This is a genomic window from Alkalihalobacillus pseudalcaliphilus (assembly GCF_028610675.1).
GTDB lineage: Bacteria > Bacillota > Bacilli > Bacillales > Bacillaceae_D > Alkalihalobacillus > Alkalihalobacillus pseudalcaliphilus.
Map to the genome: position 1 here is coordinate 93,845 of NZ_JAQQWS010000010.1, position 23,984 is coordinate 117,828.

26 protein-coding genes and 1 riboswitch are annotated in these 23,984 nt (G+C 37.1%); of the genes, 20 read left to right on the forward strand and 6 right to left on the reverse strand.

Annotated features, from left to right (window positions below; genetic code table 11):
- Positions 1-496 precede the first annotated feature (496 nt).
- Positions 497-1,810, forward strand: coding sequence for a histidine--tRNA ligase (locus tag PQ479_RS17335; protein ID WP_047987293.1), 1,314 nt, complete (start codon positions 497-499; stop codon positions 1,808-1,810).
- A 227-nt stretch (positions 1,811-2,037) separates the two neighbouring features.
- On the opposite strand, the gene PQ479_RS17340 is transcribed toward PQ479_RS17335, so the two are convergent.
- Complete coding sequence (locus tag PQ479_RS17340) at positions 2,038-2,376, reverse strand: spore coat protein (RefSeq protein ID WP_047987294.1); 339 nt, start codon at positions 2,374-2,376, stop codon at positions 2,038-2,040.
- Positions 2,377-2,399: 23 nt separating this feature from the next.
- Positions 2,400-2,684 (reverse strand): hypothetical protein, encoded by a 285-nt coding sequence (locus PQ479_RS17345; RefSeq protein WP_047987295.1) that lies wholly within the window; start codon positions 2,682-2,684, stop codon positions 2,400-2,402.
- A gap of 437 nt (positions 2,685-3,121) precedes the next feature.
- On the opposite strand from PQ479_RS17345, the gene PQ479_RS17350 reads away from it, so the two are divergent.
- The 16 genes from PQ479_RS17350 (at position 3,122) to sufB (ending at position 20,031) form a co-directional block, all read left to right on the forward strand.
- The gene (locus tag PQ479_RS17350) at positions 3,122-5,509 is read left to right on the forward strand and encodes a 3-hydroxyacyl-CoA dehydrogenase/enoyl-CoA hydratase family protein (RefSeq protein WP_047987296.1); all 2,388 of its coding nucleotides are present in this window, start codon (positions 3,122-3,124) and stop codon (positions 5,507-5,509) included.
- A 13-nt stretch (positions 5,510-5,522) separates the two neighbouring features.
- Complete coding sequence (locus PQ479_RS17355) at positions 5,523-6,698, forward strand: acetyl-CoA C-acetyltransferase (RefSeq protein ID WP_047987297.1); 1,176 nt, start codon at positions 5,523-5,525, stop codon at positions 6,696-6,698.
- A gap of 521 nt (positions 6,699-7,219) precedes the next feature.
- Complete coding sequence (locus PQ479_RS17360; RefSeq protein ID WP_047987298.1) at positions 7,220-8,974, forward strand: acyl-CoA dehydrogenase family protein; 1,755 nt, start codon at positions 7,220-7,222, stop codon at positions 8,972-8,974.
- Between the two features lie 379 nt (positions 8,975-9,353).
- Positions 9,354-9,710 carry an arsenate reductase family protein gene (locus PQ479_RS17365; protein WP_047987299.1) on the forward strand — a complete coding sequence of 119 codons (357 nt, stop codon included), beginning with the start codon at positions 9,354-9,356 and terminating at the stop codon, positions 9,708-9,710.
- Between the two features lie 93 nt (positions 9,711-9,803).
- Positions 9,804-10,190, forward strand: coding sequence for a glycine cleavage system protein GcvH (gcvH, locus tag PQ479_RS17370; protein ID WP_047987300.1), 387 nt, complete (start codon positions 9,804-9,806; stop codon positions 10,188-10,190).
- Between the two features lie 148 nt (positions 10,191-10,338).
- Entirely contained in the window at positions 10,339-10,575 is a 237-nt protein-coding gene (locus PQ479_RS17375; protein WP_047987301.1) for a YusG family protein, read from the forward strand.
- A gap of 113 nt (positions 10,576-10,688) precedes the next feature.
- Positions 10,689-10,799: riboswitch (SAM riboswitch) on the forward strand.
- A gap of 126 nt (positions 10,800-10,925) precedes the next feature.
- Positions 10,926-11,951 (forward strand): methionine ABC transporter ATP-binding protein, encoded by a 1,026-nt coding sequence (locus PQ479_RS17380; protein ID WP_047987302.1) that lies wholly within the window; start codon positions 10,926-10,928, stop codon positions 11,949-11,951.
- Between the two features lie 61 nt (positions 11,952-12,012).
- A complete protein-coding gene (locus PQ479_RS17385) occupies positions 12,013-12,612 on the forward strand; it encodes a methionine ABC transporter permease (protein ID WP_420535561.1) in 600 nt (199 codons plus the stop codon).
- A gap of 15 nt (positions 12,613-12,627) precedes the next feature.
- Entirely contained in the window at positions 12,628-13,473 is an 846-nt protein-coding gene (locus PQ479_RS17390) for a MetQ/NlpA family ABC transporter substrate-binding protein (protein WP_047987304.1), read from the forward strand.
- A 201-nt stretch (positions 13,474-13,674) separates the two neighbouring features.
- Entirely contained in the window at positions 13,675-14,085 is a 411-nt protein-coding gene (locus PQ479_RS17395) for a carboxymuconolactone decarboxylase family protein (protein ID WP_047987305.1), read from the forward strand.
- A gap of 228 nt (positions 14,086-14,313) precedes the next feature.
- Positions 14,314-14,442 carry a YuzK family famiily protein gene (locus PQ479_RS17400; protein ID WP_273717127.1) on the forward strand — a complete coding sequence of 43 codons (129 nt, stop codon included), beginning with the start codon at positions 14,314-14,316 and terminating at the stop codon, positions 14,440-14,442.
- Positions 14,443-14,785: 343 nt separating this feature from the next.
- Positions 14,786-15,565 (forward strand): Fe-S cluster assembly ATPase SufC, encoded by a 780-nt coding sequence (gene sufC / locus PQ479_RS17405; RefSeq protein WP_047987306.1) that lies wholly within the window; start codon positions 14,786-14,788, stop codon positions 15,563-15,565.
- Positions 15,566-15,656: 91 nt separating this feature from the next.
- Entirely contained in the window at positions 15,657-16,961 is a 1,305-nt protein-coding gene (gene sufD / locus PQ479_RS17410) for a Fe-S cluster assembly protein SufD (RefSeq protein WP_047987307.1), read from the forward strand.
- Positions 16,961-18,181: a cysteine desulfurase gene (locus tag PQ479_RS17415; RefSeq protein WP_047987308.1), complete on the forward strand. Its 1,221-nt coding sequence runs from the start codon at positions 16,961-16,963 to the stop codon at positions 18,179-18,181. The genes sufD and PQ479_RS17415 overlap by 1 nt, the downstream gene beginning before the upstream one ends.
- On the forward strand, positions 18,171-18,614 hold the full coding sequence (gene sufU, locus PQ479_RS17420) for a Fe-S cluster assembly sulfur transfer protein SufU (RefSeq protein WP_047987309.1): 444 nt from the start codon (positions 18,171-18,173) through the stop codon (positions 18,612-18,614). Before PQ479_RS17415 ends, sufU begins: the two co-directional genes overlap by 11 nt.
- Before the next feature lie 19 nt (positions 18,615-18,633).
- On the forward strand, positions 18,634-20,031 hold the full coding sequence (sufB, locus tag PQ479_RS17425; protein ID WP_047987310.1) for a Fe-S cluster assembly protein SufB: 1,398 nt from the start codon (positions 18,634-18,636) through the stop codon (positions 20,029-20,031).
- Positions 20,032-20,116: 85 nt separating this feature from the next.
- Here sufB and PQ479_RS17430 read toward each other — a convergent pair whose 3' ends face one another.
- The 4 genes from PQ479_RS17430 to PQ479_RS17445 all read right to left on the reverse strand — a co-directional run bounded on the left by PQ479_RS17430 (position 20,117) and on the right by PQ479_RS17445 (position 22,872).
- Positions 20,117-21,277, reverse strand: coding sequence for a tyrosine-type recombinase/integrase (locus tag PQ479_RS17430; protein WP_047987311.1), 1,161 nt, complete (start codon positions 21,275-21,277; stop codon positions 20,117-20,119).
- A 26-nt stretch (positions 21,278-21,303) separates the two neighbouring features.
- Positions 21,304-21,726 carry a hypothetical protein gene (locus tag PQ479_RS17435; RefSeq protein WP_047987312.1) on the reverse strand — a complete coding sequence of 141 codons (423 nt, stop codon included), beginning with the start codon at positions 21,724-21,726 and terminating at the stop codon, positions 21,304-21,306.
- On the reverse strand, positions 21,719-22,351 hold the full coding sequence (locus PQ479_RS17440; RefSeq protein WP_053070295.1) for an ImmA/IrrE family metallo-endopeptidase: 633 nt from the start codon (positions 22,349-22,351) through the stop codon (positions 21,719-21,721). Before PQ479_RS17440 ends, PQ479_RS17435 begins: the two co-directional genes overlap by 8 nt.
- 134 nt (positions 22,352-22,485) lie before the next feature.
- The gene (locus tag PQ479_RS17445; protein WP_273717118.1) at positions 22,486-22,872 is read right to left on the reverse strand and encodes a helix-turn-helix domain-containing protein; all 387 of its coding nucleotides are present in this window, start codon (positions 22,870-22,872) and stop codon (positions 22,486-22,488) included.
- A gap of 156 nt (positions 22,873-23,028) precedes the next feature.
- Here PQ479_RS17445 and PQ479_RS17450 point away from each other — a divergent pair, with 156 nt between their 5' ends.
- The 3 genes from PQ479_RS17450 (at position 23,029) to PQ479_RS17460 (ending at position 23,944) form a co-directional block, all read left to right on the forward strand.
- Positions 23,029-23,259, forward strand: coding sequence for a helix-turn-helix domain-containing protein (locus tag PQ479_RS17450; protein WP_273717125.1), 231 nt, complete (start codon positions 23,029-23,031; stop codon positions 23,257-23,259).
- 3 nt (positions 23,260-23,262) lie between these two features.
- The gene (locus PQ479_RS17455; RefSeq protein ID WP_047987314.1) at positions 23,263-23,481 is read left to right on the forward strand and encodes a helix-turn-helix transcriptional regulator; all 219 of its coding nucleotides are present in this window, start codon (positions 23,263-23,265) and stop codon (positions 23,479-23,481) included.
- A 193-nt stretch (positions 23,482-23,674) separates the two neighbouring features.
- Complete coding sequence (locus PQ479_RS17460; RefSeq protein ID WP_047987315.1) at positions 23,675-23,944, forward strand: group-specific protein; 270 nt, start codon at positions 23,675-23,677, stop codon at positions 23,942-23,944.
- The last annotated feature ends 40 nt before the right edge of the window (positions 23,945-23,984 follow it).

Genomic DNA, 23,984 nt, shown 5'->3' on the forward strand with positions numbered 1-23,984 from the left:
TGTGCAGATACACCGAAGTTTGGCCCGAGCATCTGCACATAAACCGCCTCTTTGTGCAGATACACCAAGGTTTGGCCTGAGCATCTGCACATAAACCGTCTCTTTGTGCAGATACACCAAGGTTTGGCCCGAGCATCTGCACAAACCTTTATGAATTGTTAAGGTGGTGAAAGCTGACTTTCATTCTTTATGGTGGCGGAGTGAATGGTCGTCTTAAGGAAATTCTCCATACCATACTCAATCAAGTTGCTTAATTTTCTGAATAGTGGTAAGATATCACAAATATAGGAGTGTGAAGATTATGAGCACCGCTAATAGGTTTATACGAGTAAAAGGACATCATCATATTTAAAAGCCTTGCGATAGATTTTAAAAATAGAATCTAAGTAAGGCTTTTTCCAATGAAACCGCATTGATACACAGGAAAGATTAACATCTTTCGTACAATGGCGGTTTTTTTATTTGTCCAAAACCATTTCAAAAGGAGACGATAAAAATGAAAAGAAAAACCATCTTTCAAAACGTTAAAGGAACAACGGATTATTTACCAGAAAAAGAAATTGTGAGGCAACAAGTAAGAAGGGTTTTAGAGGATACGTTTTCCGCCTATGGTTATGCACCTTTAGAAACACCGATTTTAAATGAAGTAGCCTTGCTCGCATCTAAGTATGGAGGAGGTGCAGAAATTTTAGAAGAAATGTACACACTCACTGACCGAGGGGCGAGAGACATCGCATTAAGATATGATTTAACAATCCCGTTTGCCAAGGTAATTGCCTTAAATCCGGGCTTACAAATGCCGTTTAAACGATATGAAATCGGAAAGGTATTTCGGGATGGTCCAATCAAAAAAGGAAGGTTTCGCGAATTTACACAATGTGATGTGGATATCGTAGGCGTTTCCTCTTCTTTAGCTGAAGTAGAATTATTATCTATTGCTACCGACGTTTTTAAAAAGCTGAACCTCGATATAAAGATAGAAATTAATAATCGGAAGTTACTAACTGCTTTATTGGAGAGTTTTGGTGTTGAAAGGCAGGATGCCAATTCGATTATATTAACTATTGATAAATTTTTAAAAATAGGTGTAAACGGAGTTGACCAGGAGCTAAAGGAAAAAGGTGTTGGACAAACGACACGGGAAGTGATTATCGAATTTTTACAAACAGAATGGACGCCTGAGAAGCTAAGAGCTTACAACGTCAATAGCAAGGAATATCAACAAGGCATTGCTGAAATCACCGAACTGATTGAGTATTTAGAGAATCTGGAAGTTCCTTATGTATTCAACCCATACTTAGCAAGAGGTTTAGATATTTATACGGGAACGGTTTTTGAAATTTTTCTTAAAAGTAGTTCCATTTCTTCAAGCATTGGGGCAGGAGGAAGATATGATCGGGCCATTGCCGGTCTGTTACAAACGGATGAGGTATTTCCAACAGTAGGGTTATCTTTTGGTTTAGATGTAATTTGTAAGGCTTTAGAATTACAAAAAGACCTACCCATTAATCAAGAATTGGATGTTTATGTGATTCCGATTGAATATACAAAGGAAGCGTTGCAAGTGGCAAAGGATTTAAGAGCTCAGGGATACAAAGTAGAAGTTGATATTAAGCAAACGAGTGTCAATAAAGCACTAAAAAAAGCAAATAGAAAAGAAGTACCTCAAGTGATCATGATTGGTGAATTAGAAGTAAAATCTAATTCGTACAAAATGAAAAATATGAAGACGGGTGAAGAGCAGTTAATGGAATTTACATATAAAACCGACAAAGCGAAGCCCGATTCACTTCGTCACCAACAAAAATGAAAGTAGTGGCGACTGTTCAAACTGTTGGCACGATTACAACTCGATCACCATCAGGAGTCAGCTTGAATAAACAAGGAGCATAGTCCTACTAAGGTCATTGAACGCGAGATGGATGACGAGCTAACATCACGGCACAAACTATCGCCCATAAGTAACGTTCATATAAATGATAAGAGAAAAATCCCTTCAGGCCAAAGGCCATCCGGGAAAATGGAGAGATACATCTGTTAGGAATAATTTTGTCCATTCTTTGAATAAGGGAATTGCTGTTCATAACCAGTGAATTTTTGGAAATCCTGTTGCAAGGAAGTTGTTTCAGCCGCGTCATAGCTATAGAAGCCTTTTTGAAACATCACATTGTATAAATCACGCTGGCATTGAAGGGTTTCATTGGCCACTTGGTTAATGTCTTGGTAAAGCTGGCTGTGACTAGCTTCCGTTGCAGCAGTACTATAAGAAGAACAAAGATATTTTTCTGTCGTAAGCTGATCATTAATAAAGTCTCTTTCAGACATTTGCGGTGTTTTTGGAACAGGCATTTCTGGATTTTGAATTTTTTGCCCCATTATAAATCCTCCCTTTTCGACTATTATTGAATTGGCTGATTTTGTTGCGGTTGTTGGTTGGATTGTAAGTGTGGCAGTAGTGTTTGGTAGTGACGTTCGTGCATTTGGCCAGCTTGCTCAAGAGCTTGCTTAATATCTTGGTCTGTACATTGCTGGGCATAAAAATGAGCCTTTTTCATAGCTAGTAAATTCCAAGAAAGCATATCTGTCAAATAAAGGCTATCTTTTGTTGACAGGATAGCAGGAGGCTCTTGATATGTGAGTGATTGCTGGCTTTGTCCTTGAAATTGGTTTGGCTGTTGTTGCATGGTATCTCCCCCTAAAAAATGAGTAAACCGATGGAGTCGGCTACATCCTTTAGCTTTTGAAAAAACCACATAAATATTAGCGACAATAATTGGCTTGAAGCAGGAGACTAAAATCTGCCGTACAGACATTTAGCTTATCATCTCATAAAAGGTGCAGCATCACTTTGTGTACGGAAAGTCAAGTCCTGTATGGAAGTATTAGCACCAACATACATTCATAAAATCATTAAAAAACTTTTAAAAATTATGAAGGTTTTTCGCGATTAATCTCGAATAGTACTAGTTAAACGCTTACATTCCGTTTGTAATCGATACGTTTATGTTCCTAGACAATTTTATAATGAGTGGTTGTTCATTTTAAAAATGGCATGAAACAAACCTTGATTGCATATGGAAAAGTAGGGCATTTTATATTTTTAAATATGAGGAGGGTATACATGCCTGTTCAAATTAGGAAGGCAGCTGTCATTGGCTCAGGAGTGATGGGAGCCCAAATTGCAGCGTTATTAGCGAATACCGGAATTCAGACATTACTTTTTGACTTGAAGCCTCAAGAATTGACTGCCAAAGAAGAAAAGCAAGGACTTACTCTAAAAAGTCATGCGGTAAAGAACCGTGTTGTCTTAGAAGCGATTGAAAAGTTAAAAAAGCTTAAACCCGCACCGTTAGGAACAAAGGAACAAGCCAAATTATTGGAAGCTTGTAACTTGACTGATGATTTACGACGCCTCGGAGAAGTGGATTGGATTATTGAAGCTGTCGTGGAAAAGATGCCGGTTAAGAAGGAACTTTTTGCAAAGATTGAGAAGGTGAAAAAGCCACATTGTATCGTAAGTTCAAATACTTCAGGTTTATCTATTGAAGGAATGGTCGAAGAATGCTCAGATGAATTTAAAGCGAAGTTTTTAGGAACTCACTTTTTTAATCCACCAAGGTATTTAAAGCTGGTTGAATTTATTCCTAATACCCAAACAAGTGATGAAACACTTCAGTTTATGAGAGCGTTTACTGAACAACGATTAGGAAAAACAGTCGTCATTGCAAAAGATTCACCGAATTTTATTGCTAACCGAATTGGAACCTATGGCTTATTACTAACAGTTCAAGAAATGGAAAAAAGCGGATTGTCGGTTTCCGATGTTGATGCTTTAACTGGGAAATTAATTGGTAGACCCAAAAGTGCAACATTTAGAACATTAGATGTGGTTGGTTTAGATACATTTATGCATGTTGCCAAAACCGTATATGACCACACAGAAGGTGAAGAGCAAGCCTTATTTGACCCTCCGAATTTTATGAAACGATTAGTTGAAAATGGGGCCATTGGTCAAAAAGTAGGAAAAGGATTTTATCAAAAAAATAAAAAAGACGGAAAATCCATTATTTTAGCCGTTAATCCAGAAACTTTAGAGTATGAAGAAACGACCAAGTATCAATCTGAATTAACGAGTCAGACAAAACAAATGAAGTCACTAAGGAAACGAATTGCTTTTGCTGTTTCACAAAACACCGACGACTCTAAATTCTTATGGAACTTAATATCAAATGTACTTGTTTATGCGTCACAAAAGAAAGATGAAATCGCTGATGATATTTATTCCATTGATGTTGCGATGAAGACCGGGTTTGGTTGGGAAGCAGGTCCATTTGAATTATGGGATATGATTGGATTTGAACAAACCGTCACGAAGATGAAAGAGTCTGGTCTTGAAGTTCCAACATGGATTGATAAGATGAAGGGGAATAATGTAAGCCAGTTTTATCGTGATGGACAATATTATGATAATCATTCAGAAGGATACGTCGATATTCCGAAAAAAGATAGTTACTATAATTTAGCATTATTACGAAAAGAGAAAAAGATTTTCGGTAATGACGGTGCAAGTCTACTTGATATTGGTGATGATGTGGTCTTAATGGAAATGCATTCGCCAAATCAATCAATTGGATTAGACGTACTTGATATGATTCGTCGTTCCGTTGAAGAAGCAGAGAAATCTTATCGTGGTCTGGTCATTAGTCATCAAGGGAAAAACTTCTGTGTTGGAGCCAATTTGATGATGATTTTATTAGAAGCACAAAGTGATAATTACGAAGACATCGAAGATATTATTCACATTTTCCAACAATCAATGGCAAAAATACGCTACTCAAGTAAACCTGTCGTAGTCGGAGCATTTGGAATGACATTAGGTGGCGGTGTTGAAATGAGTTTACCTGCTGCAAGTATCCATGCAGATTTTGAAACATATATGGGTCTTGTTGAAACTGGAGTAGGGCTTATTCCTGGCGGTGGAGGTAATAAAGAGCTGTATTTAAGAAACTTAAAAAATGTCGCAACAGATGTAAACTTTGATTTACAGCAAGTTGCGAATAAGACTTTTGAGACGATTGCTATGGCAACTGTTTCAACCTCAGCACTAGAAGCGAAGAAATTAAACTATTTAGGTGATCAGGATGCGATCATTTTTGATAAAGAGGAAATTATTGAACGTAGCAAACAGACCGTTCTGACTCTAGAAAAAAATCATTATTTACCGCCTACACGTGACCCAATTCCTGTAGTTGGTGAAAGTGGGTATGCAACGATGTTACTTGGAGCAAAGAGTCTACATTGGGCAGGTCGTATAAGTGATCATGATTTAAAAATTGCAGAAAAATTAGCCTTTGTTATTGCAGGAGGCCGTGTTCCAAAGGGTACTTTTGTTGATGAGCAATATATTTTGGATATTGAGAGAGAGGCATTTTTAAGTCTTGTTGGGGAACCAAAAACACAACAACGTATGCAACATATGTTGATGACTAAAAGACCGTTACGTAACTAAAGGAGGGGATTAAATGAAAGAAGCAGTTATTGTAAGTGGTGCAAGGACAGCAGTAGGTAAAGCGAAAAAAGGAACGCTTGCCAACATGAGGGCCGATGATTTTGCAGCCGAAACGATAAAGGCTACATTAGCACGTGCGAATTTTACCGACCTCGATCAAATTGATGATGTCATTATCGGTTGTGCGATGCCTGAGGCTGAGCAAGGAATGAATATGGCAAGAACGATCTCCCTTTTGGCTGGATTACCAGATAGTGTACCAGCTATTACGGTTAATCGTTATTGTTCGTCAGGGTTACAAAGTATTGCTTACGCAGCAGAACGTATTTTATCTGGGCAGGCAAAATCAATTATTGCAGGAGGAGCAGAATCAATGACCCAAATTCCAATGGGAGGTCACGTGATCGCTCCAAATCCAAAGTTAGTAGAAGGCCGTGCTGAATATTATATGAATATGGGAATGACGGCAGAAGAAGTAGCGAATCGACATGGTGTAAGCCGTGAAGAACAGGACAAATTCGCTGTAGAAAGTCAGCAAAAAGCAGCAGCAGCATTGAAGTCAGGTGCTTTTAAAGATGAAATCGTTCCTATTGAAGTAACGCTAAGGTCATTACAGCAAAATCGCCTTGTTGAAAAGAAGGTTCAGTTCTCCGAGGATGAAGGAGTACGTGCGGATACTTCTTTAGAAGGACTTGCCAAATTAAAACCTGCATTCCATGTAAAAGGTTCTGTCACTGCTGGGAATGCTTCACAAATGAGTGATGGAGCTGCTTCTGTTCTGGTTATGGAAAAGGATGAAGCTAAAAGCAGAGGGTTAACACCTATAGCTAAATTCCGTTCATATGCAGTCACAGGTTGTGCACCAGAAGTAATGGGGTTAGGGCCAATTACAGCTATTCCAAAAGCTTTAGCATTAGCAGGATTAAAGAAAGAAGATATAGGTTTGTTTGAGATTAATGAAGCTTTTGCTGCTCAAGCTTTACAAGTCGTACGTTCACTGGAATTAGACATTGATAAAGTAAACGTAAATGGTGGAGCAATCGCATTAGGTCACCCACTAGGTTGTACCGGGACCAAACTTTCATTAACACTCCTACATGAAATGCAAAAACGAAATGTCCAATATGGAGTTGTCTCCATGTGTATCGGCGGAGGAATGGGAGCAGCTGCTGTATTCGAATTAAGCTAAAAGAGTGAGCTTGAAATGGTAGCAATGACAACACTCCATATACACACTTTCATATAAAAACCAACATGGCGAAGCCCAATTCCGCCACTAACAAAGATGAAAGTGATTTTTCACCATCTTAACAATCCATAAAGGTTTGTGCAGATCCTGACGTCAAACCTTGGAGTGAAAAGGCTGAACGTGACAGTTACTCAAAGGAAGAAGGTGAGAACTACACGAAAAAGGCTGAACGTGTAAGTTGGTTGTTTAACAGTTCGTTTTTCGTTTAATTTGATTTTGTTCTTTTTCATTTTCATTTGTTAGATGGATTTTTGAACTTGAGAATTAAAAGTAACCTAGCGGACGAAAACATGCGGAGACTCCCGTGGGACGTAGTGGCAGTGCTGAGATCCAGCGGCATAGCCGATTAGCTCAGCGCCACCCCACAGGACGCGGAGCATGATTTTCGGTAGCGACGAGTAGAGCTCCGCACTTGAGCGTCAGCACTAACTTTCATATAAAAATACAAGGAGGAATATAAAATGACACAAAAAGTAGAATGGCATAAAGGGGCAAGCTTCCTATTAGGAAAAACGGAAATAGACTCCATCTATACACCAGAGGATTTAAATGAAGACCAAATCGAAATTGGTAAAATGGTTGAACAATTTGTTGAAAAAGATGTAACACCTTATATTGACGATATTGAGAACCATGAATTTGAACATACTGTAAGATTATTAAAAAAAGCAGGGGAATTAGGTTTATTAGGTGCAGATGTACCAGAAAAATTTGGTGGGCTTGGCTTGGATAAATTGAGTTCATCAGTCATTACTGAAAAAATTGCCCGTGTTGGTGGTTTTGGACTTAGCCACGGTGCTCACGTAGGAATTGGCTCCTTACCAATTGTATTTTTCGGGAACGAAGAACAAAAAGCGAAATACTTACCAGATCTAGCAAGTGGTGAAAAATTAGCTGCTTATGCTCTAACAGAACCGGGCTCAGGCTCCGATGCCTTAGGAGCGAGAACCAAGGCAGTTCTAAATGAAGCAGGGACACACTACGTATTAAACGGTGAAAAACAATGGATTACAAATGCTGGCTTTGCTGATGTTTTTGTTGTATATGCAAAAATTGATGGCGAAAAATTCACTGCTTTTATAGTTGATCGAGAATTCGAAGGTGTTGCTGTTGGACCAGAGGAAAAGAAAATGGGTATTAAGGGCTCTTCTACAAGGACGCTTATTTTAGAGGATGCACTCGTACCAGTTGATAATGTTTTAGGCGAAATTGGTAAAGGTCATCTGATTGCCTTTAACATTTTAAATATCGGTCGTTACAAATTGGGAATTGGTTGTCTAGGCGGTGCCAAACGTGGCTTAAAGCTAGCTTTAGATTATGCATCTGAGCGTAAACAATTTAAAACGCCAATTATTAACTTCCCACTTATTCAAGAAAAACTAGCGAAAATGGCGACTCGTATTTATGCAGCTGAGAGTGCGTGCTATCGTACAGGTGGATTATTTGAGCAAAGAATGTCAGATATGGAGGATGCATCAGGTCAAAATGCAGCCAAAGCGATTGCTGAATATGCTGTGGAGTGCTCGATTACCAAAATTGCAGGCTCAGAAATGTTAGATTTTGTTGCTGATGAAGCCGTTCAAATCCACGGTGGTTACGGATTTATGGCTGAATACGAGGTAGAAAGGATGTATCGCGATTCCAGAATTAATCGTATTTTTGAAGGGACAAATGAGATTAATCGTCTTCTAATTCCAGGTACGATCCTTCGTAAAGCAATGAAGGGAGAATTACCTTTATTAGAAAAAGCGATGGATTTACAAAAAGAGCTATTGATGTTGATGCCAGCTCAAGTAGGTAGTGAGCCTTTAGAGCGAGAAGTAGCTGTTGTAGAGAACAGTAAAAAGCTGTTTCTATTAATTGCAGGTACGGCTGCACAAAAATATCAAGAAAAAATTCAAGATGAGCAAGAGATGCTTGCTAATGTTGCTGATATTGTATTAGAAATTTTCCAAATGGAATCAGCAGTAGCACGTACACAAAAAATGATAGAGCGAGTTGGTGAAGAAAAGGCTCAAAAATACATTCTAATGACAGAATTATATTGTCATGAAGGACTAGTGAAAATTGAGGCCCTTGCTAAGGAAACAATTAGTAATGTGGAATCAGGAGATACGTTAAGAACGATGCTATCAATTGTTCGCAAGCTCACTAAAACTAATCCAATCAATGCAATCCAAACCAAACGAGCTATTGCAAAATATCTCATGGAATAGGGAGCATAAAAAAATAAAGGAGAGGTCCCTTATTTAGGGGATCTCTCCTTTTTATAATCATTGAATAATACGTCCTGCTTATCGTGACAGTATTTTTTACTTGTGACGGCAAGGAGGTGAACATAAAAGGTGGTTAATGAAAAGATACGTAAGCTGAACGAGTGATTGTCTGTACAAAAAGGTGATTAATGTGAAGATATGGAAGCGAAACAAGTGATTACCTGCATAAAGCGGGCAACACCAACTAAAGAAGAGAGTTGCAAGACAATAGCCCCTCTGCCAATTGTTTCGAAATCGTGAAGAAAGGGCAAATTAGTGGTGATTCATTGAAAATTAACGTTTATCTCATTATAATAATTATCGAAGAGGAGTGATGAACATGAGTCTTACCTTTTATCAGTATCCTAAATGTGGAACTTGCCGAAATGCAAAAAAATGGTTAGAAACCAACGAGATTGAATTTGAATCGATTCACCTTGTCGAGAACCCACCAAGTAAGGAAGAATTAAAAGAACTTTATGTTAAAAGTGGCCTGGAGCTAAAAAAATTCTTTAACACAAGCGGTCAAAAATACCGCGAATTAGGTCTTAAGGACAAGCTCAAAGATATGAATGAAGACGAACAATTACGTCTATTGGCAACGGATGGTATGCTTGTTAAAAGGCCGATTCTAACAGATGGAAAAAGAGTAACGGTTGGATTTAAAGAAGCAGAATACGAGCAAATTTGGAAATAAAGTAATCAAGGATGTTCATTTTATAAAAAACCATGTATAGTAATTTTATAGAGAAAACTATAACATGCTTAAAATATTGGAGGTTTCATCTAAATGAGTAATTTACCAAAAGAATTAAAGTATTCAGAAGAACACGAGTGGGTAAAAACGGAAGACGGCAAAGTGCGTATCGGAATTACTGACTTTGCTCAATCAGAGTTAGGAGATATTGTTTTTGTAGAGCTACCAGAGGTTGGTGACGAAATCGAAGCGGACGAGCCATTTGGAAGTGTAGAATCAGTTAAGACTGTTTCTGAGCTTTATGCTCCTATTAGTGGAAAAGTAGTTGAAATCAATGAGGATTTAGATGATTCTCCTGAATTTGTTAATGAATCACCATACGAAAAGGCATGGATGATTGTTGTTGAGCCTTCTGATGAGTCTGAAATTGACAAATTAATGTCAGCTGACCAATATGAAGAAATGATTAACGAAGATTAATACCCTAAATGATTGAAATCGAAGCACGAAGAGTTTACTCTTTGTGCTTTTTCCTGATCCAACTTCCACCCGATTTCCCACTAATTTTGGAGAATGACACGCTATTAGAAGGTTAACTTATCAATATAACAGGATAGGGGGAATTAGTTTGGATCTAGAGAAAATCGATGTTACGAGTAAAATTATTGGGAAATATCAAGATGGTCAATTAAACCTTTATATGGGTGATATTCGTATTGGGGAAGTAACAGAATCAAATGAAGGATTAAAAAGAAAAATGAAAAAAGGCTTTGTTTTTGAAGATAATAAGATTTTCCATTATGAAAATGCTCACCCTGAACAAGTACGGGCGTATGTTGAAAATTGTGATGGTGGTTGGTGTTGAATAATAATTTGACTATTCCGATAATAAACATAAGGATACTAGTGTAAAAAAGGTTGACAATATTTTTTGTCGCGTGTTACGATGTATCCAATATAAATGAACATTATAATTTTCTCTTATCGAGAGAGGTGGAGGGACTGGCCCGATGAAACCCGGCAACCGTAAAACATTATGTTAAGACGGTGCTAAATCCTGCAAAGCTATATAGCTTTGAAAGATGAGATTAAGGTAAAACCTTCTTTTCATCTGTATAGATAAAAAGAAGGTTTTTTTGGTTCAAAAACCCACACTTTAATAATGTTTGTTCTCGTAAGAAATGCGTGGGGGAAATTGTCAGGAGGCAAGAAGCGGTGATTACATTAAGTGACATCCAAAAGATTTTTACTACCAAGGATGGTCCTGTGAATGCAGTTGATGGTGTTAACCTTGAGATAAAAAAAGGCCAAATTTTTGGTGTGATTGGTTATAGTGGTGCTGGTAAAAGTACACTAATTCGAATGCTTAATATGTTAGAAAGACCAACAAGTGGCGAAGTGAAAATAGCAGGGAAAAGCTTATCCACATTATCCAATGCTGAATTAAGAAAAGCGAGACAGGAAATAGGCATGATTTTTCAGCATTTTAATTTATTATGGTCAAGAACGGTCCATGAAAATATTGCTTTCCCTCTAGAAATTGCAGGGCTACCCAAGAAACAAAGGGACGCAAGAGTGGACGAATTAATTGAGCTTGTTGGGCTGAAAGGCCGTGGTTCTAGTTATCCTTCTCAGTTAAGTGGTGGTCAAAAACAAAGAGTCGGTATTGCACGTGCTTTAGCCAATAACCCAAAGGTTTTATTGTGTGATGAAGCAACTTCAGCTCTTGATCCGAAAACAACAGATTCGATTTTGGATTTGTTAGTCGATATTAACAAAAAATTAGATTTAACCATTATTCTTATCACACATGAGATGCATGTTATTCGTAAAATTTGTCATGAAGTGGCCGTAATGGAAGGTGGTAAAATTGTTGAACAAGGTGAAGTATTAGAAGTTTTTCGTAAACCTAAACAAGAAATGACGAAGGAATTTGTTAAACAAATTACTGAACCAGAGGATACGATTCAATCGTTAGAGCATTTCTTTAAACAAGACAATGGTGGAAAGGTCGTTAAGCTTACGTTCGTTGGCAAAGATGCAGAACGCCCGCTTATCACAGAGCTTATTCGCCATTTTCATATAGAGGTAAATATTCTTCAAGGAAAGATCTCGAAAACAAGGGATAGTTCATATGGTTCATTATTTGTTCATTTAAATGGTGAAAAAGAGGATATTGAAAAAGCGATTGCCTTTATTCAAGAAGAGCAAGTTGAATGGGAGGTAATTGAGCGTGTTTGATGAATTTTTAGACGATATAAAATGGGATTTATTATGGGAAGCGACGATAGAAACCGTTTATATGGCAGGGATATCGGTTGCTGCAACATTTATTCTCGGTATATTTCTTGGTTTAATGCTCTATTTAACTAATCGGGGGAATATGTGGGAAAACCGATTTTTTAATTTTATTTTTGCAGCGATTGTGAATGTTTTTCGTTCAATTCCGTTTATTATCTTAATTATTTTATTGATTCCTTTTACTAGATCGTTATTTGGATCTATCTTAGGCCCAACGGCCGCTTTACCGGCTTTAATCATTGGAGCGGCACCATTCTACGCTCGTATGGTTGAAATTGCTTTGCGTGAAGTAGATAAAGGTGTAGTAGAAGCCGCTTATTCCATGGGTGCATCGAATTTGCGAATTATTTGGAAGGTCCTTTTACCAGAATCAATGCCAGCGTTGATTTCAGGTATTACCGTAACGAGTATTTCTTTAATTAGCTTTACAGCGATGGCAGGGACAATTGGGGCCGGTGGATTAGGACATTTAGCCTTTCTAGAAGGTTTCCAACGAAATAACTCAGCCATTATGGTAGTAGCAACAATCACTATATTAATCTTGGTATTTATAATCCAAGCGATTGGTGATGTTCTAACAAATAAATTAGATAAACGATAAGAGGGAGAGAATGTGATGAAAAAGTTCGTAAAAGCTTTAGGTGCTGTTGCTTTAACAGCTGCATTGGTTGCTTGTGGAAGTAATGATAATGAAAATAATGCAAGTGGTGATGAGTCAGCTGATGATACACAAACGATTCGGATTGGAACTTCGGCAGTTCCACATGCATCGATTTTAGAAGCGGCGGAACCTTTGTTAGCTGAAAAAGGTATTGAATTAGATATTGTTGTTTTTTCTGACTATATTTTACCAAACCAAGAATTAGAGTCAGGTGATTTAGATGTTAACTATTTCCAAACTCCTGGATACTTAGCTCAACAAATCGCTGATTATGATTATGACTTCGTTAGTGTTGGTTCTGTCCACGCTGAGCCGATTGGTATTTATTCTCAAGAATATGCAAGTCTAGACGATCTTCCAGAAGGTGCACAAATTATTCTAAGTGATTCGATTAGTGACCATGGACGTATTCTTCCTATCTTTGAAGATGCAGGATTAATTGAACTTGGCAATGCTGAAGGTGAATTAGCGACAATTGAAGATATTACTTCTAACCCAAAAAATATAGAGTTTGGTTCACGCCAAATTGAAGCACGTTTGTTAGCTGCTTCATTTGAATCAGGCGAAGGTGATGCCGTTGCAATTAATACCAATTATGCATTAGAAGGAAATATTAATATTGACGAAAGCGGTATTGCTTTTGAAGCAGATGATAAACTTCAAGGGAATTTAATTGTTGTTCGTGCTGAGGATGAAAATAATGAAGCAATTTTAACTTTATTAGAAGTTTTACAATCTGAAGATATTCAAGAATTTATTAAAGAAGAATTTAAGGGTGCGGTCATTCCATTAGTTGAATAAAGGGAAATAAAAATAACACACTCACTCAGGCTTGTTGAAGTTTGGGAGGGTGTGTTTTTGATTTGTGGAGGCAAAAAGGGGAAGAAGAACCATCCTGGCCTATGCAAAACTAAATAAATATCAGTTAGCTATCTGAAGCATACTCTTCTATTTATGAACCATACTACATAGAGAGAATGTGACGGAAGGATGCGTTGACATATGTCGAATCAGCAAAGTGACCAAACCCCCATTGCAATGGCTTTACAGGAATATAAGGAAGGCGTACACCAATTTTCGAAAAAGATGCCGCATATTGCAAAAAAACATCAAGCATTTACGGAAGCTTGTTTTGAGGAAGGGAAATTAACAAAACGGGAAAAGCAATTGATTGCTTTAGCGGTAAGTGTAATTGCTCAAGATGAGTATTGTATGATTTACCATACGAAAATGTGTTTAGATGAAGGCTGTGAAGAAGAGGAAGTTTTAGAAGCGGTTGCTGTGAGTGCGGCTTTTGGTGGTGGGGCCGTCATGAGCCAAGCAGTGACACTTGTATTAGAATCTTTATCTGAATTTGAACAAAAGCAAAAGCCCAAGTCAAAAAAAGATAAAAACTCACAGGATGAAAACTAATCAATACGTCAATATGTAAGGAAAAGCGAGGAAGGTGCTTAAATTCTTGTGAAGTTATAGCTTATGTTTGATAAATCTATCTGATGGGAATAGGTGGAGTAGGATCGTATCAGGTCACTTTTGTCAGATCTTCTTACTAATGGTACGATCGTAATTGTCAAATAACGAAAGGATTGATTTATTATTCAACCGCAAAGTAAGCAACATTCACCAGAGATGGAAAAAGGAATGCAGCAATCACATGGGATGAGTTACGCGGAATATAACAATAGCTTAGAAAATCGTCTGAAAGTAGAAAAAAGACGCGAAAAAGAGTATGAAATGACGAAAAAAATAGCCTATTCGCTAGACAAGTAATAGGCTTCAAGCATAAAATAGAAAGAAGCAGAGTGAATACACTCTGTTTCTTTCGTTTGGAAAAGCCGATATTCTCAATTACCATGTTCTTATTGATTTTTTTTAGGGAATATTTTGGTAATGAGTTGTATAGCTTTTTGTGAATGTGTAAATGAATGAGAGATAAGGAAATACGATGAATGAAGGCTGTTATCAACTTTACCTGTGAAATCTTAGCATGGTTTTCCAATTGTTCTTAACTTGAATTCAGATTAAATTTGTTATAAGATTGGAATGATAATAGATTGATAATAGTTCAATTCTAAAAATGTACGCGAAGACGCGATTAAACGGAGGTATAGTCATGACAGCACCATTTTTAAAAATCGAGAACTTATACGTGTCAATAGAAGGAAAAGAAATCTTAAAAGATTTCAGTCTAGAAATTAAAGGCGGAGAAATCCATGCCATTATGGGACCTAACGGAACAGGTAAATCAACATTAGCATCTGCCATTATGGGTCATCCAAAATATGAAATTACGAGCGGTTCTATTCATATGGACGGTGAAGATGTATTAGAGATGGAAGTAGATGAGCGTGCACAAGCTGGTCTTTTCTTAGCTATGCAATACCCTTCTGAAATTAGCGGTATTACAAATGCTGACTTTTTACGTTCTGCCATTAATGCTCAACGTGAAGAAGGCGATGAGATTTCACTAATGAAATTTATCCGTAAGTTAGACGAGAAAATGGACGTTTTAGATATGGATAATGAGATGTCTCAACGTTATTTAAATGAAGGTTTCTCTGGTGGAGAAAAGAAACGTAATGAAATTCTTCAGTTATTAATGTTAGAACCCAAAATTGCCATTCTAGATGAAATTGACTCAGGTCTAGATATCGATGCATTAAAGATTGTATCTACAGGAGTAAACGCTATGCGTGGGCCAGAATTCGGTTCGCTAATCATTACTCACTACCAACGTTTATTAAACTATATTACACCTGATTATGTACATGTTATGATGCAAGGACGCATCGTGAAATCCGGTGGTCCAGAATTAGCACAACGTTTAGAGGCGGAAGGTTATGACTGGATTAAAGAAGAGTTAGGAATCGAAGACGAGACTGTAAATTCTTAATATCTTCTCCCTTCTAAATAACAAGGAGGGTTGTTCGATAAGCTTGGTTTAATCAATATCGGAAATGAAACAGTAAAGGGTGAGTAATTTTATGTCAATCGAGACGACGTTAACGTTCGGAAAAGAACAAATTCAAGCATTCTCGGATGAACGCAAAGAGCCAAAGTGGTTTCAGGACATCCGTTTACAAGGTTTAGAGCTAATTGATTCTTTAGAATTACCTAAGCCAGATAAAACAAAAATTGCGAAATGGAATTTCACAGAATTTACTCGTGAGCTATCAAAACAAGAAGCTGTTTCTTCATTTGATGGACTTTCTGGTGAACTTAGTCATTTGGTTGATGCTTCTAGTGAAAATGTCATTGTTCAACAAGACGGACAAACTATTTTCTCCAAAGTAAATGAAGATATAAACAACCAAGGTGTCATTTTCACTGACATCCAAACAGCTTTAGTAGAGCACAGTGATTTAGTGGAAAAATTCTTGTTTGGAGAAGCCGTACACATTAATGAAAATAAATTAACGGCTTTACATGCTGCACTTATGAACGGTGGACTATTTGTTTACGTTCCTAAGAATGTACAAGTAGAAGTACCACTTCAAGCTGTGTATTCATTAAATAGTGAAAATGGTGGATTATTCAACCATGTAATCGTTGTGGCTGAAGCAAATAGCTCTGTTACGTATGTAGAGAACTATGTATCACCAGATGTAAAGAAAGCCGTAGTGAATGTTATTACTGAAGTATATGCAGAAGATGGAGCTAAAGTTTCATTTGGTGCCGTTGATCATTTATCGGAAGATGTAACGACATATGTAGTCCGTCGTGCTCATGTAAACGGTCGTAATGCTCGTGTTGAGTGGGCACTTGGTCAAATGAATAACGGTAATACGGTTTCTGAAAATACAACACATTTAATTGGAGAAGGTTCGACTGGAGATGCTAAAACGGTATCAGTTGGAACGGGTAGCCAAAAGCAGAACTTTACAACTTCAATTATCCATCATGGTAAACATTCTGATGGGCAAATTTTAAAGCATGGCGTTATGCTTGATAATGCGACAATGATTTTTAATGGTATCGGTAAGATTGAACACGGTGCTACAAAATCAAACGCTGAACAAACAGAACGTGTGTTAATGCTAAGTGAAAAAGCTCGTGGTGATGCGAACCCTATTCTTCTAATTGATGAAGATGATGTAACTGCTGGCCATGCAGCTTCTGTTGGCCGTATCGATCCGATTCAAATGTTCTATTTAATGAGCCGTGGTATTCCTCGTAAAGAAGCAGAGCGTCTAGTGATTCATGGTTTCTTAGCTCCTGTTGTTGAAGAGTTACCGATTGCTTCTGTAAAAGAACGTTTACGTGAAGCAATCGAAAGGAAAGTTAAGTAATGAATGCTGTTGAGCTAAGAAAGCAGTTTCCAATTCTCAATCAGCAAGTCAATGGAAACGACCTTGTTTATTTAGATAGTGCTGCCACTTCTCAAAAGCCTTTAGCAGTTATTGAGAAAGTGGAGGATTACTATCGTCGCTATAATTCAAATGTCCATCGAGGTGTCCATACGTTAGGCACGCTCGCAACTGATGGTTATGAAGGAGCTAGAGACAAGGTACGCTCTTTTATTGGGGCCAATTCTACGGAGGAAATTATTTTCCTTCGAGGCACGACAACGGCTTTAAATGTTATCGCTCAAAGCTATGGTGCTGCTAATGTTTCTGAGGGAGATGAAATTGTATTGACTCCAATGGAGCATCATTCAAATATTATCCCTTGGCAACAATTAGCTAAGGCAACTGGTGCGACATTAAAATATATTCCTTTGCAGGAAGATGGTACAATAGATTTACAAGATGCAGAAGAAACCATTACAGATAAAACAAAAATCGTAACGATGATGCATGTCTCTAATGTACTTGGGACCATTAATCCTATTAAGGAAGTGGCAGAAATAGCTCATCGTCATGGTGCAGTTATGGTTGTCGATGGTGCTCAAAGTGCACCACATGTAAAAATTGATGTTCAAGAGCTTAACTGTGATTTCTTCGCATTTTCTGGACATAAAATGCTAGCTCCTACTGGGATTGGTGTTCTTTTTGGAAAGAAAGAGCTGCTTGAGAAAATGGAACCGGTTGAGTTTGGTGGCGAGATGATTGATTTCGTTGGATTATATGAGTCAACATGGAAGGAGCTTCCTTGGAAATTTGAAGGAGGCACACCGATCATTGCTGGTGCAATTGGACTTGGAGCAGCGATTGATTTCTTGCAAGAAGTTGGGCTTGAAAATATTGAGAAACATGAACATGATTTAGCAACATATGCACTGGAGCAACTTTCGGAGATTGATGGCATTTCTATTTATGGTCCGAAGCATCGTGCTGGTGTTGTTACCTTTAATTTGGATGATGTACACCCACATGACGTTGCGACCGTGCTAGATGCAGATGGTATTGCTGTCCGTGCTGGTCACCATTGTGCTCAACCATTAATGAAATGGTTAAATGTAACAGCGACGGCCCGAGCAAGCTTTTATTTGTACAATACAAAAGAAGATGTGGACCGACTCGTGACTGGATTAGTCAAAACAAAGGAGTACTTTGGAGATGTCTTTTAATAATCTAGATACATTATATCGCCAAGTGATTATGGATCATTATAAAAATCCTCGTAACCGCGGCGAGTTTGAGGATGAAACGTTAACGGTTAATATGAATAACCCAACTTGTGGAGATCGAATTCAGTTGCAATTAAAGGTTGAAAATGATGAGGTCGTTGATGCAAAATTTGTAGGAGAGGGCTGCTCCATTAGTCTATCCTCAGCATCCATGATGACCCAAGCGATTAAAGGGTTAAAAAAGGACGAAGCCATTGAATTATCACAAATCTTTTCTAATATTATGTTAGGCAAAGAATATGATGAAGATAAGTATGACCTCGGTGATATTGAGGCTTTACAAGGTGTCGCAAAGTTCCCAGCACGAATTAAATGTGCAACCTTAGCTTGGAAAGCAATGGAAAAAGGGTTAAATGAAGAGACTGGTAACTAAATTTTAAGGAGGGTTTCCGATGGCGAAAAAAATGCCTGATATCGGTGAATACAAATATGGTTTTTCGGATCGTGATGTATCGATTTTCCGTTCGAAGCGTGGTTTGACGAAGGAGATTGTCGAAGAGATTTCACGAATGAAAGAAGAACCACAATGGATGCTTGACTTCCGTTTGAAATCTTTAGAGATGTTCTACAACATGCCAATGCCACAATGGGGTGGAGACTTATCAGAGTTAAACTTTGATGATATTACGTACTACGTAAAACCATCTGAGAAATCTGAGAAGTCTTGGGATGAAGTACCTGAAGAAATTAAAAACACATTTGATAAATTAGGGATTCCAGAGGCTGAGCAAAAGTATCTTGCTGGGGTTTCGGCTCAATATGAATCAGAAGTGGTTTACCACAACATGAAAGAAGAGCTTACGGAACTTGGGGTCCTATTCACAGATACGGATACAGCACTTAAAGAGCATGAAGAGATCTTTAAGGAGCATTTTGGTTCGATTATCCCACCATCTGATAATAAGTTCGCTGCACTTAACTCGGCAGTATGGTCTGGTGGTTCATTCGTTTATGTACCAAAAGGTGTTAAGACGGATACACCTTTACAAGCGTACTTCCGTATTAACTCTGAAAACATGGGTCAATTCGAGCGTACGTTAATCATTGCGGATGAAGATAGCTCTGTTCACTATGTGGAGGGCTGTACGGCACCTGTTTATACGACGAATTCTCTTCACTCAGCAGTGGTAGAAATTATCGTAAAGAAAGACGCGTACTGTCGTTACACAACTATTCAAAACTGGGCACCAAACGTCTTTAACTTAGTAACAAAACGTGCGGTTGCAGACGCTGGTGCAACAATGGAATGGGTAGATGGTAACATTGGTTCTAAATTAACGATGAAATACCCAGCTGTTATTTTACGTGGTGAAGGTGCAAAAGGAACAGTTCTTTCCATTGCGATTGCAGGGAAAGGGCAACACCAAGATGCTGGAGCGAAAATTCATCATCTAGCACCAAACTGTTCTTCAACAATCGTATCTAAATCGATCGCGAAGCAGGGTGGTAAGGTAACATATCGTGGAATCTGTCACTTTGGACGTCGTTCACAAGGCTCTAAGTCTAAAATTGAGTGTGATACGTTGATTATGGATAATGAGTCTACATCAGATACAATTCCTTACAACGAAATCCTCAACAACAATATTGCTCTTGAGCACGAAGCAACGGTATCGAAAGTTTCTGAAGACCAATTATTCTACTTAATGAGCCGCGGAATTTCAGAGCAAGAAGCAGTTGAAATGATCGTTATGGGCTTCATTGAGCCATTTACGAAAGAATTACCGATGGAATATGCGGTTGAGATGAATCGCTTAATCAAATTCGAAATGGAAGGTTCGATTGGTTAAAAGCTAAAACCCCTTATTCTGTAAGGTTTTCAGTAGTTATAAAAAGAAGAATAAAAAAGATGATCCGATTTCGATCCGATTCGGATCATCTTTTTGTGTAGGAGGCGAACTTTTGTAGTTCGTCTTCTTCGATTTTTTCAGTTATATCGAGGTACGTATCAGAAGTTGTTTTTATTGTTTTGTGGCCTAATCGTTTTGATACATACACAACGCTTGCACCGGACTCTAATAAAAGAACAGCATGTGTATGTCTAAATCCGTGCGTCCCCTTATATGGAACCTTAGCTTGTTTAGAATAAGATCGTATGCTATCACGAACCGTGGAAGATATCATATAATTCCCAAGGCCATTCTGAAATATTATGTCATAGTCATTTTTTTTGAAAGTGGAGTATTTTAAAGCCATTTCCAATTGTAAAAGTTTAAACTTCTTAAGCTCTTTTAAAATTGATTGATCTAATTTTATAGTACGGTAGCTTGATGTATTCTTTAATGATGTTATGATCAAATTATTGTTTTTGTCGCGGGATGTTTGTTTATCTACGTTCAACATATTTCCTTTAATGTCGGACCATTGTAAAGCTAATGCTTCGCTTATTCTCAATCCAGTCTGACTTAAAAAATACATGAGCATATAGTATATTTTGTACTCATTAAATCGTTGATGTTTAAACTTGTCCATATAGTCTAATAATTGATTCAGTTCGGTCAAGGAATAGTACTTCACATCTTTTCTAATTTCAGTACTATCTTTTATAGGTATTCTTAATTTATCGCAAGGATTCTTTTCTAATACTTCTAGATGATGTACTGCATAATGAAAGATACTTTTCATAATGGATAAGTATCTTAATCTTGAACCTGCCGAGTATTTATCATTGCCGTCTTTGTCTTTCAATTGTGCATATTTGTTCAGCCAATTATTTATATCTGTTCTTTTAATTTGTACGATCTTGCGGCTTTTGAAATCAGGGATAATATGCAACCTTACTGTTGATTCATAATGCTCAAATGTTATGTCTTTAAGGTTATTCTTCTTATAATTATTGAGCCAGTCATTAACAACGTCCTCAAATAACATATTCCTATCATTTAAAGTCAAACCATAATAGAGCCTTTCTTCCACTTTACCTGCAGCAAGTTCGGCTTCTTTCTTTTTCTTGAAGGTACCTATTGAAAACTCCTTGCCTTCGTGTGATACCCTAGCTTGCCAATTATTACTTTTAAGCTTTCTAATTGTGGCCATCGCTCAACCTGCTTTCTTCTCATTAATTAGAAATCACTGAAATTTATAATTTTTAAATTATCATGTTGTTTGATAAAACCTATTTCAACGCCTATTATCCGTATGTTCTCACTCATAAGCTCCATAGGTGGGTATATATGGTCTGGCACAGTAAAAACAGAGGTATCAGGTGTTACATTGGTAGCTAATCGGATAATATACTTTTCTTCACTCCTCACTAATACAATTTTTTCACGGATTGATTCATAATAATAATTTTGAAATAACAAGTAATCGCCAGCATTAATACCCATTGCGGACAATCCATCATCATCTAACTGAATCGCATACATGGCAGTATGGTAATCCGAAATTTCAATAAATGAATCCCATTGAAGTTCATCTTGAAAATCAACTACAAAGAATCCATTTGTATAACCTTTTCCTACTACTGGTATTTGTTTAGACATGACTTTCCCCTCCATCGATGACTGCGACTAATCCCTTATTATAATTCATCATATAAGCTTTATTACCCTTCTCATACACGTAATCACAATTCATTTGCTTTCTATATAACATAGTCGCTTTATATTGTGAATTAACTTTAACTTGTAATTCTGTACCAATTAATTGACGTTCAAAATGCTCTAATCGCTTTTTAGCGAAATCATAGGTTACATTAAATTCATTCGCTACAAGGTTAATTGCCCTATAACGTTCAGCTGGTAATTCAATTTGAGCTAACATGAATGTTGGTATACAAAAGTGTAAAGCGAAGTTGTCTGCCTTCATTTCTTGGTAAGTTAGAAATAGTTCAGGCATGCTGGTTTGGTTTCCGTATTGGGTCAAAAAGTGGCAGACTTCATGTGCGAAATCTTGCCACATATCTTCAGCAGACTGGTTGGAGAAAATATTGATACAAGGAACTCCCTTAAACACTACTAATTGACTACTGAGCGCTAGAGTTGTCAATTTGATATCTAATGCTTCAGCAATATAAAACATATCTAATGCATCGGGAGCAGTAACATCAATCCGAGTTAAAAGTTCTTCGATTGTATCTTCTAATTTTGTACTTTGATAACTAATCATAGTTCCACCCGCCTATTTCCATAGTTGTTACATCCAATTATAAGAACATATGTTTGTTATGTAAAGTTAAAATAATGAATAAATTGATATTAGAGTAAAATAAAAAAGCACATCAAATGATATTGGTATGCTTTTTATTCTTCTTTTTTTTCGTCTTCAATGATGTATTTAAAAAATCTTCTAAGTTCAGCTTTTTTCTCTTCGGGAGCATTTAGATAATCCTTAAAGAAAATTTCTGTATCAGGATCATTCATTGCTTCTTCAATTTTATTATCAAGTTGTTGTTCCTGAGATTCAATATTATTATGAATGTCCGTTCTACCAAGAAGGTAGTCTGTATTAACATCAAAAAAGTCAGCGAATTTATTAATGATACCTGCATCAGGCATACGTGATCCGTTTTCGTAACCAGAAATAGTTGATTCGGCTAAATTAAATCTTAACCCAAACTCTTTCATAGTGTAGTCCGTTTTAGTTTTTCTTAATATCCTTAAACGTTTTCCAAATTCTTTTTTATCCACATAAATCCCCACCTTATCTACATCAATTATACTTTGCGAAATGCGAAGAATAAAGAAATCCGAAAAAACTTTGCGAAATGCGTTGACACTTTGCGTTTTGAATAGTAATATTGAAATTAACAACGCATTATGCAAAGTGAAGAGGTGATAATAGTGATTAATTCTCCTAAGATTGCAAGGTTGAGTTTAGAGCTTTCTTTAGAAACTGCAGCAAAGAAGTTGGGGATTTCCGCAGGATACCTATCTCAGATTGAAAATGGCCAAAGACAAGTCAGTAAAGAAAGAGCAACTCAAATTGCTGACTTGTATAAAGTACAGAAAGAACAAATTTTTTTAGCTTCGCGCTACTCAGTACGCGAAGTTGGAAAAGCAAAAGGAGGTGACTAACCTATGATTACTAACTGTGTAAGAACGTTAAGAAAGACTAATGGTTACAACTTAACTCAAGCAGAACTAGCACGACAAATTGGCGTTGCAAGACAAACTATTGTTGAACTAGAAAATGGTCGTTCGCCTTCTGCTGATTTACTTTTAAGGATTTCAAAATTTTTTGATATGGATTCTAGAGATATCTTTCAAAGAAATCATAAGTCGAGTAAAAAAGCTTGACAAGCTATTTAAGATAATTTCCATTTCGTTACTAATTTTTATATCGTTTGCTATCGTTTGAAATTCAAAATTCTAAAATACACATTTTTCAATTGAGTATAACCCCATTTGTAAAGCCAAATTGGAAATTGCTTAAATTGGTAAAATAGATGTAACGGGATAGCGACTATTTCTCAAGAAAGGAAGATCAAGAATGATTGATGTTCAAATTGATGAGCAAGAAGTTAAGACAATGTATCTAAACAAGATTGAAGAGAAGATCAAGGAAATTGATGCAGAAAAGTTGTTTTGGGACACGAAGGAATTAACTCGTAGAACATGTATGTCATGGGGCACAGTCTTAAATACATTCTTCTATGAACCTGATTTCCCGAAATTTAAGATTGGTCAGAAATGGTACTTCCCAGCGGAAGAAACTAAAAAATTCCTTCTTTCTTGGCTTGAAAAAAATGGCTCAATTTAACTTTATCAACTCGTTTGAAACAATTAAATATTATAAGTGT

Bases quoted from the DNA above. Each gene is read 5' to 3' on its own strand.
- sufU (WP_047987309.1), top strand. From the start codon at position 18,171: ATGTCTTTTAATAATCTAGATACATTATATCGCCAAGTGATTATGGAT.
- PQ479_RS17340 (WP_047987294.1), bottom strand. From the start codon at position 2,376: ATGGGGCAAAAAATTCAAAATCCAGAAATGCCTGTTCCAAAAACACCG.
- PQ479_RS17390 (WP_047987304.1), top strand. From the start codon at position 12,628: ATGAAAAAGTTCGTAAAAGCTTTAGGTGCTGTTGCTTTAACAGCTGCA.
- PQ479_RS17435 (WP_047987312.1), bottom strand. From the start codon at position 21,726: ATGTCTAAACAAATACCAGTAGTAGGAAAAGGTTATACAAATGGATTC.
- PQ479_RS17355 (WP_047987297.1), top strand. From the start codon at position 5,523: ATGAAAGAAGCAGTTATTGTAAGTGGTGCAAGGACAGCAGTAGGTAAA.
- gcvH (WP_047987300.1), top strand. From the start codon at position 9,804: ATGAGTAATTTACCAAAAGAATTAAAGTATTCAGAAGAACACGAGTGG.
- PQ479_RS17400 (WP_273717127.1), top strand. From the start codon at position 14,314: ATGCAGCAATCACATGGGATGAGTTACGCGGAATATAACAATAGCTTA.
- PQ479_RS17360 (WP_047987298.1), top strand. From the start codon at position 7,220: ATGACACAAAAAGTAGAATGGCATAAAGGGGCAAGCTTCCTATTAGGA.
- PQ479_RS17395 (WP_047987305.1), top strand. From the start codon at position 13,675: ATGTCGAATCAGCAAAGTGACCAAACCCCCATTGCAATGGCTTTACAG.
- PQ479_RS17335 (WP_047987293.1), top strand. From the start codon at position 497: ATGAAAAGAAAAACCATCTTTCAAAACGTTAAAGGAACAACGGATTAT.
- PQ479_RS17440 (WP_053070295.1), bottom strand. From the start codon at position 22,351: ATGATTAGTTATCAAAGTACAAAATTAGAAGATACAATCGAAGAACTT.
- PQ479_RS17350 (WP_047987296.1), top strand. From the start codon at position 3,122: ATGCCTGTTCAAATTAGGAAGGCAGCTGTCATTGGCTCAGGAGTGATG.
- PQ479_RS17455 (WP_047987314.1), top strand. From the start codon at position 23,263: ATGATTACTAACTGTGTAAGAACGTTAAGAAAGACTAATGGTTACAAC.
- PQ479_RS17430 (WP_047987311.1), bottom strand. From the start codon at position 21,277: ATGGCCACAATTAGAAAGCTTAAAAGTAATAATTGGCAAGCTAGGGTA.
- PQ479_RS17385 (WP_420535561.1), top strand. From the start codon at position 12,013: ATGGCAGGGATATCGGTTGCTGCAACATTTATTCTCGGTATATTTCTT.
- PQ479_RS17345 (WP_047987295.1), bottom strand. From the start codon at position 2,684: ATGCAACAACAGCCAAACCAATTTCAAGGACAAAGCCAGCAATCACTC.
- PQ479_RS17415 (WP_047987308.1), top strand. From the start codon at position 16,961: ATGAATGCTGTTGAGCTAAGAAAGCAGTTTCCAATTCTCAATCAGCAA.
- PQ479_RS17460 (WP_047987315.1), top strand. From the start codon at position 23,675: ATGATTGATGTTCAAATTGATGAGCAAGAAGTTAAGACAATGTATCTA.
- PQ479_RS17365 (WP_047987299.1), top strand. From the start codon at position 9,354: ATGAGTCTTACCTTTTATCAGTATCCTAAATGTGGAACTTGCCGAAAT.
- sufC (WP_047987306.1), top strand. From the start codon at position 14,786: ATGACAGCACCATTTTTAAAAATCGAGAACTTATACGTGTCAATAGAA.
- sufD (WP_047987307.1), top strand. From the start codon at position 15,657: ATGTCAATCGAGACGACGTTAACGTTCGGAAAAGAACAAATTCAAGCA.
- sufB (WP_047987310.1), top strand. From the start codon at position 18,634: ATGGCGAAAAAAATGCCTGATATCGGTGAATACAAATATGGTTTTTCG.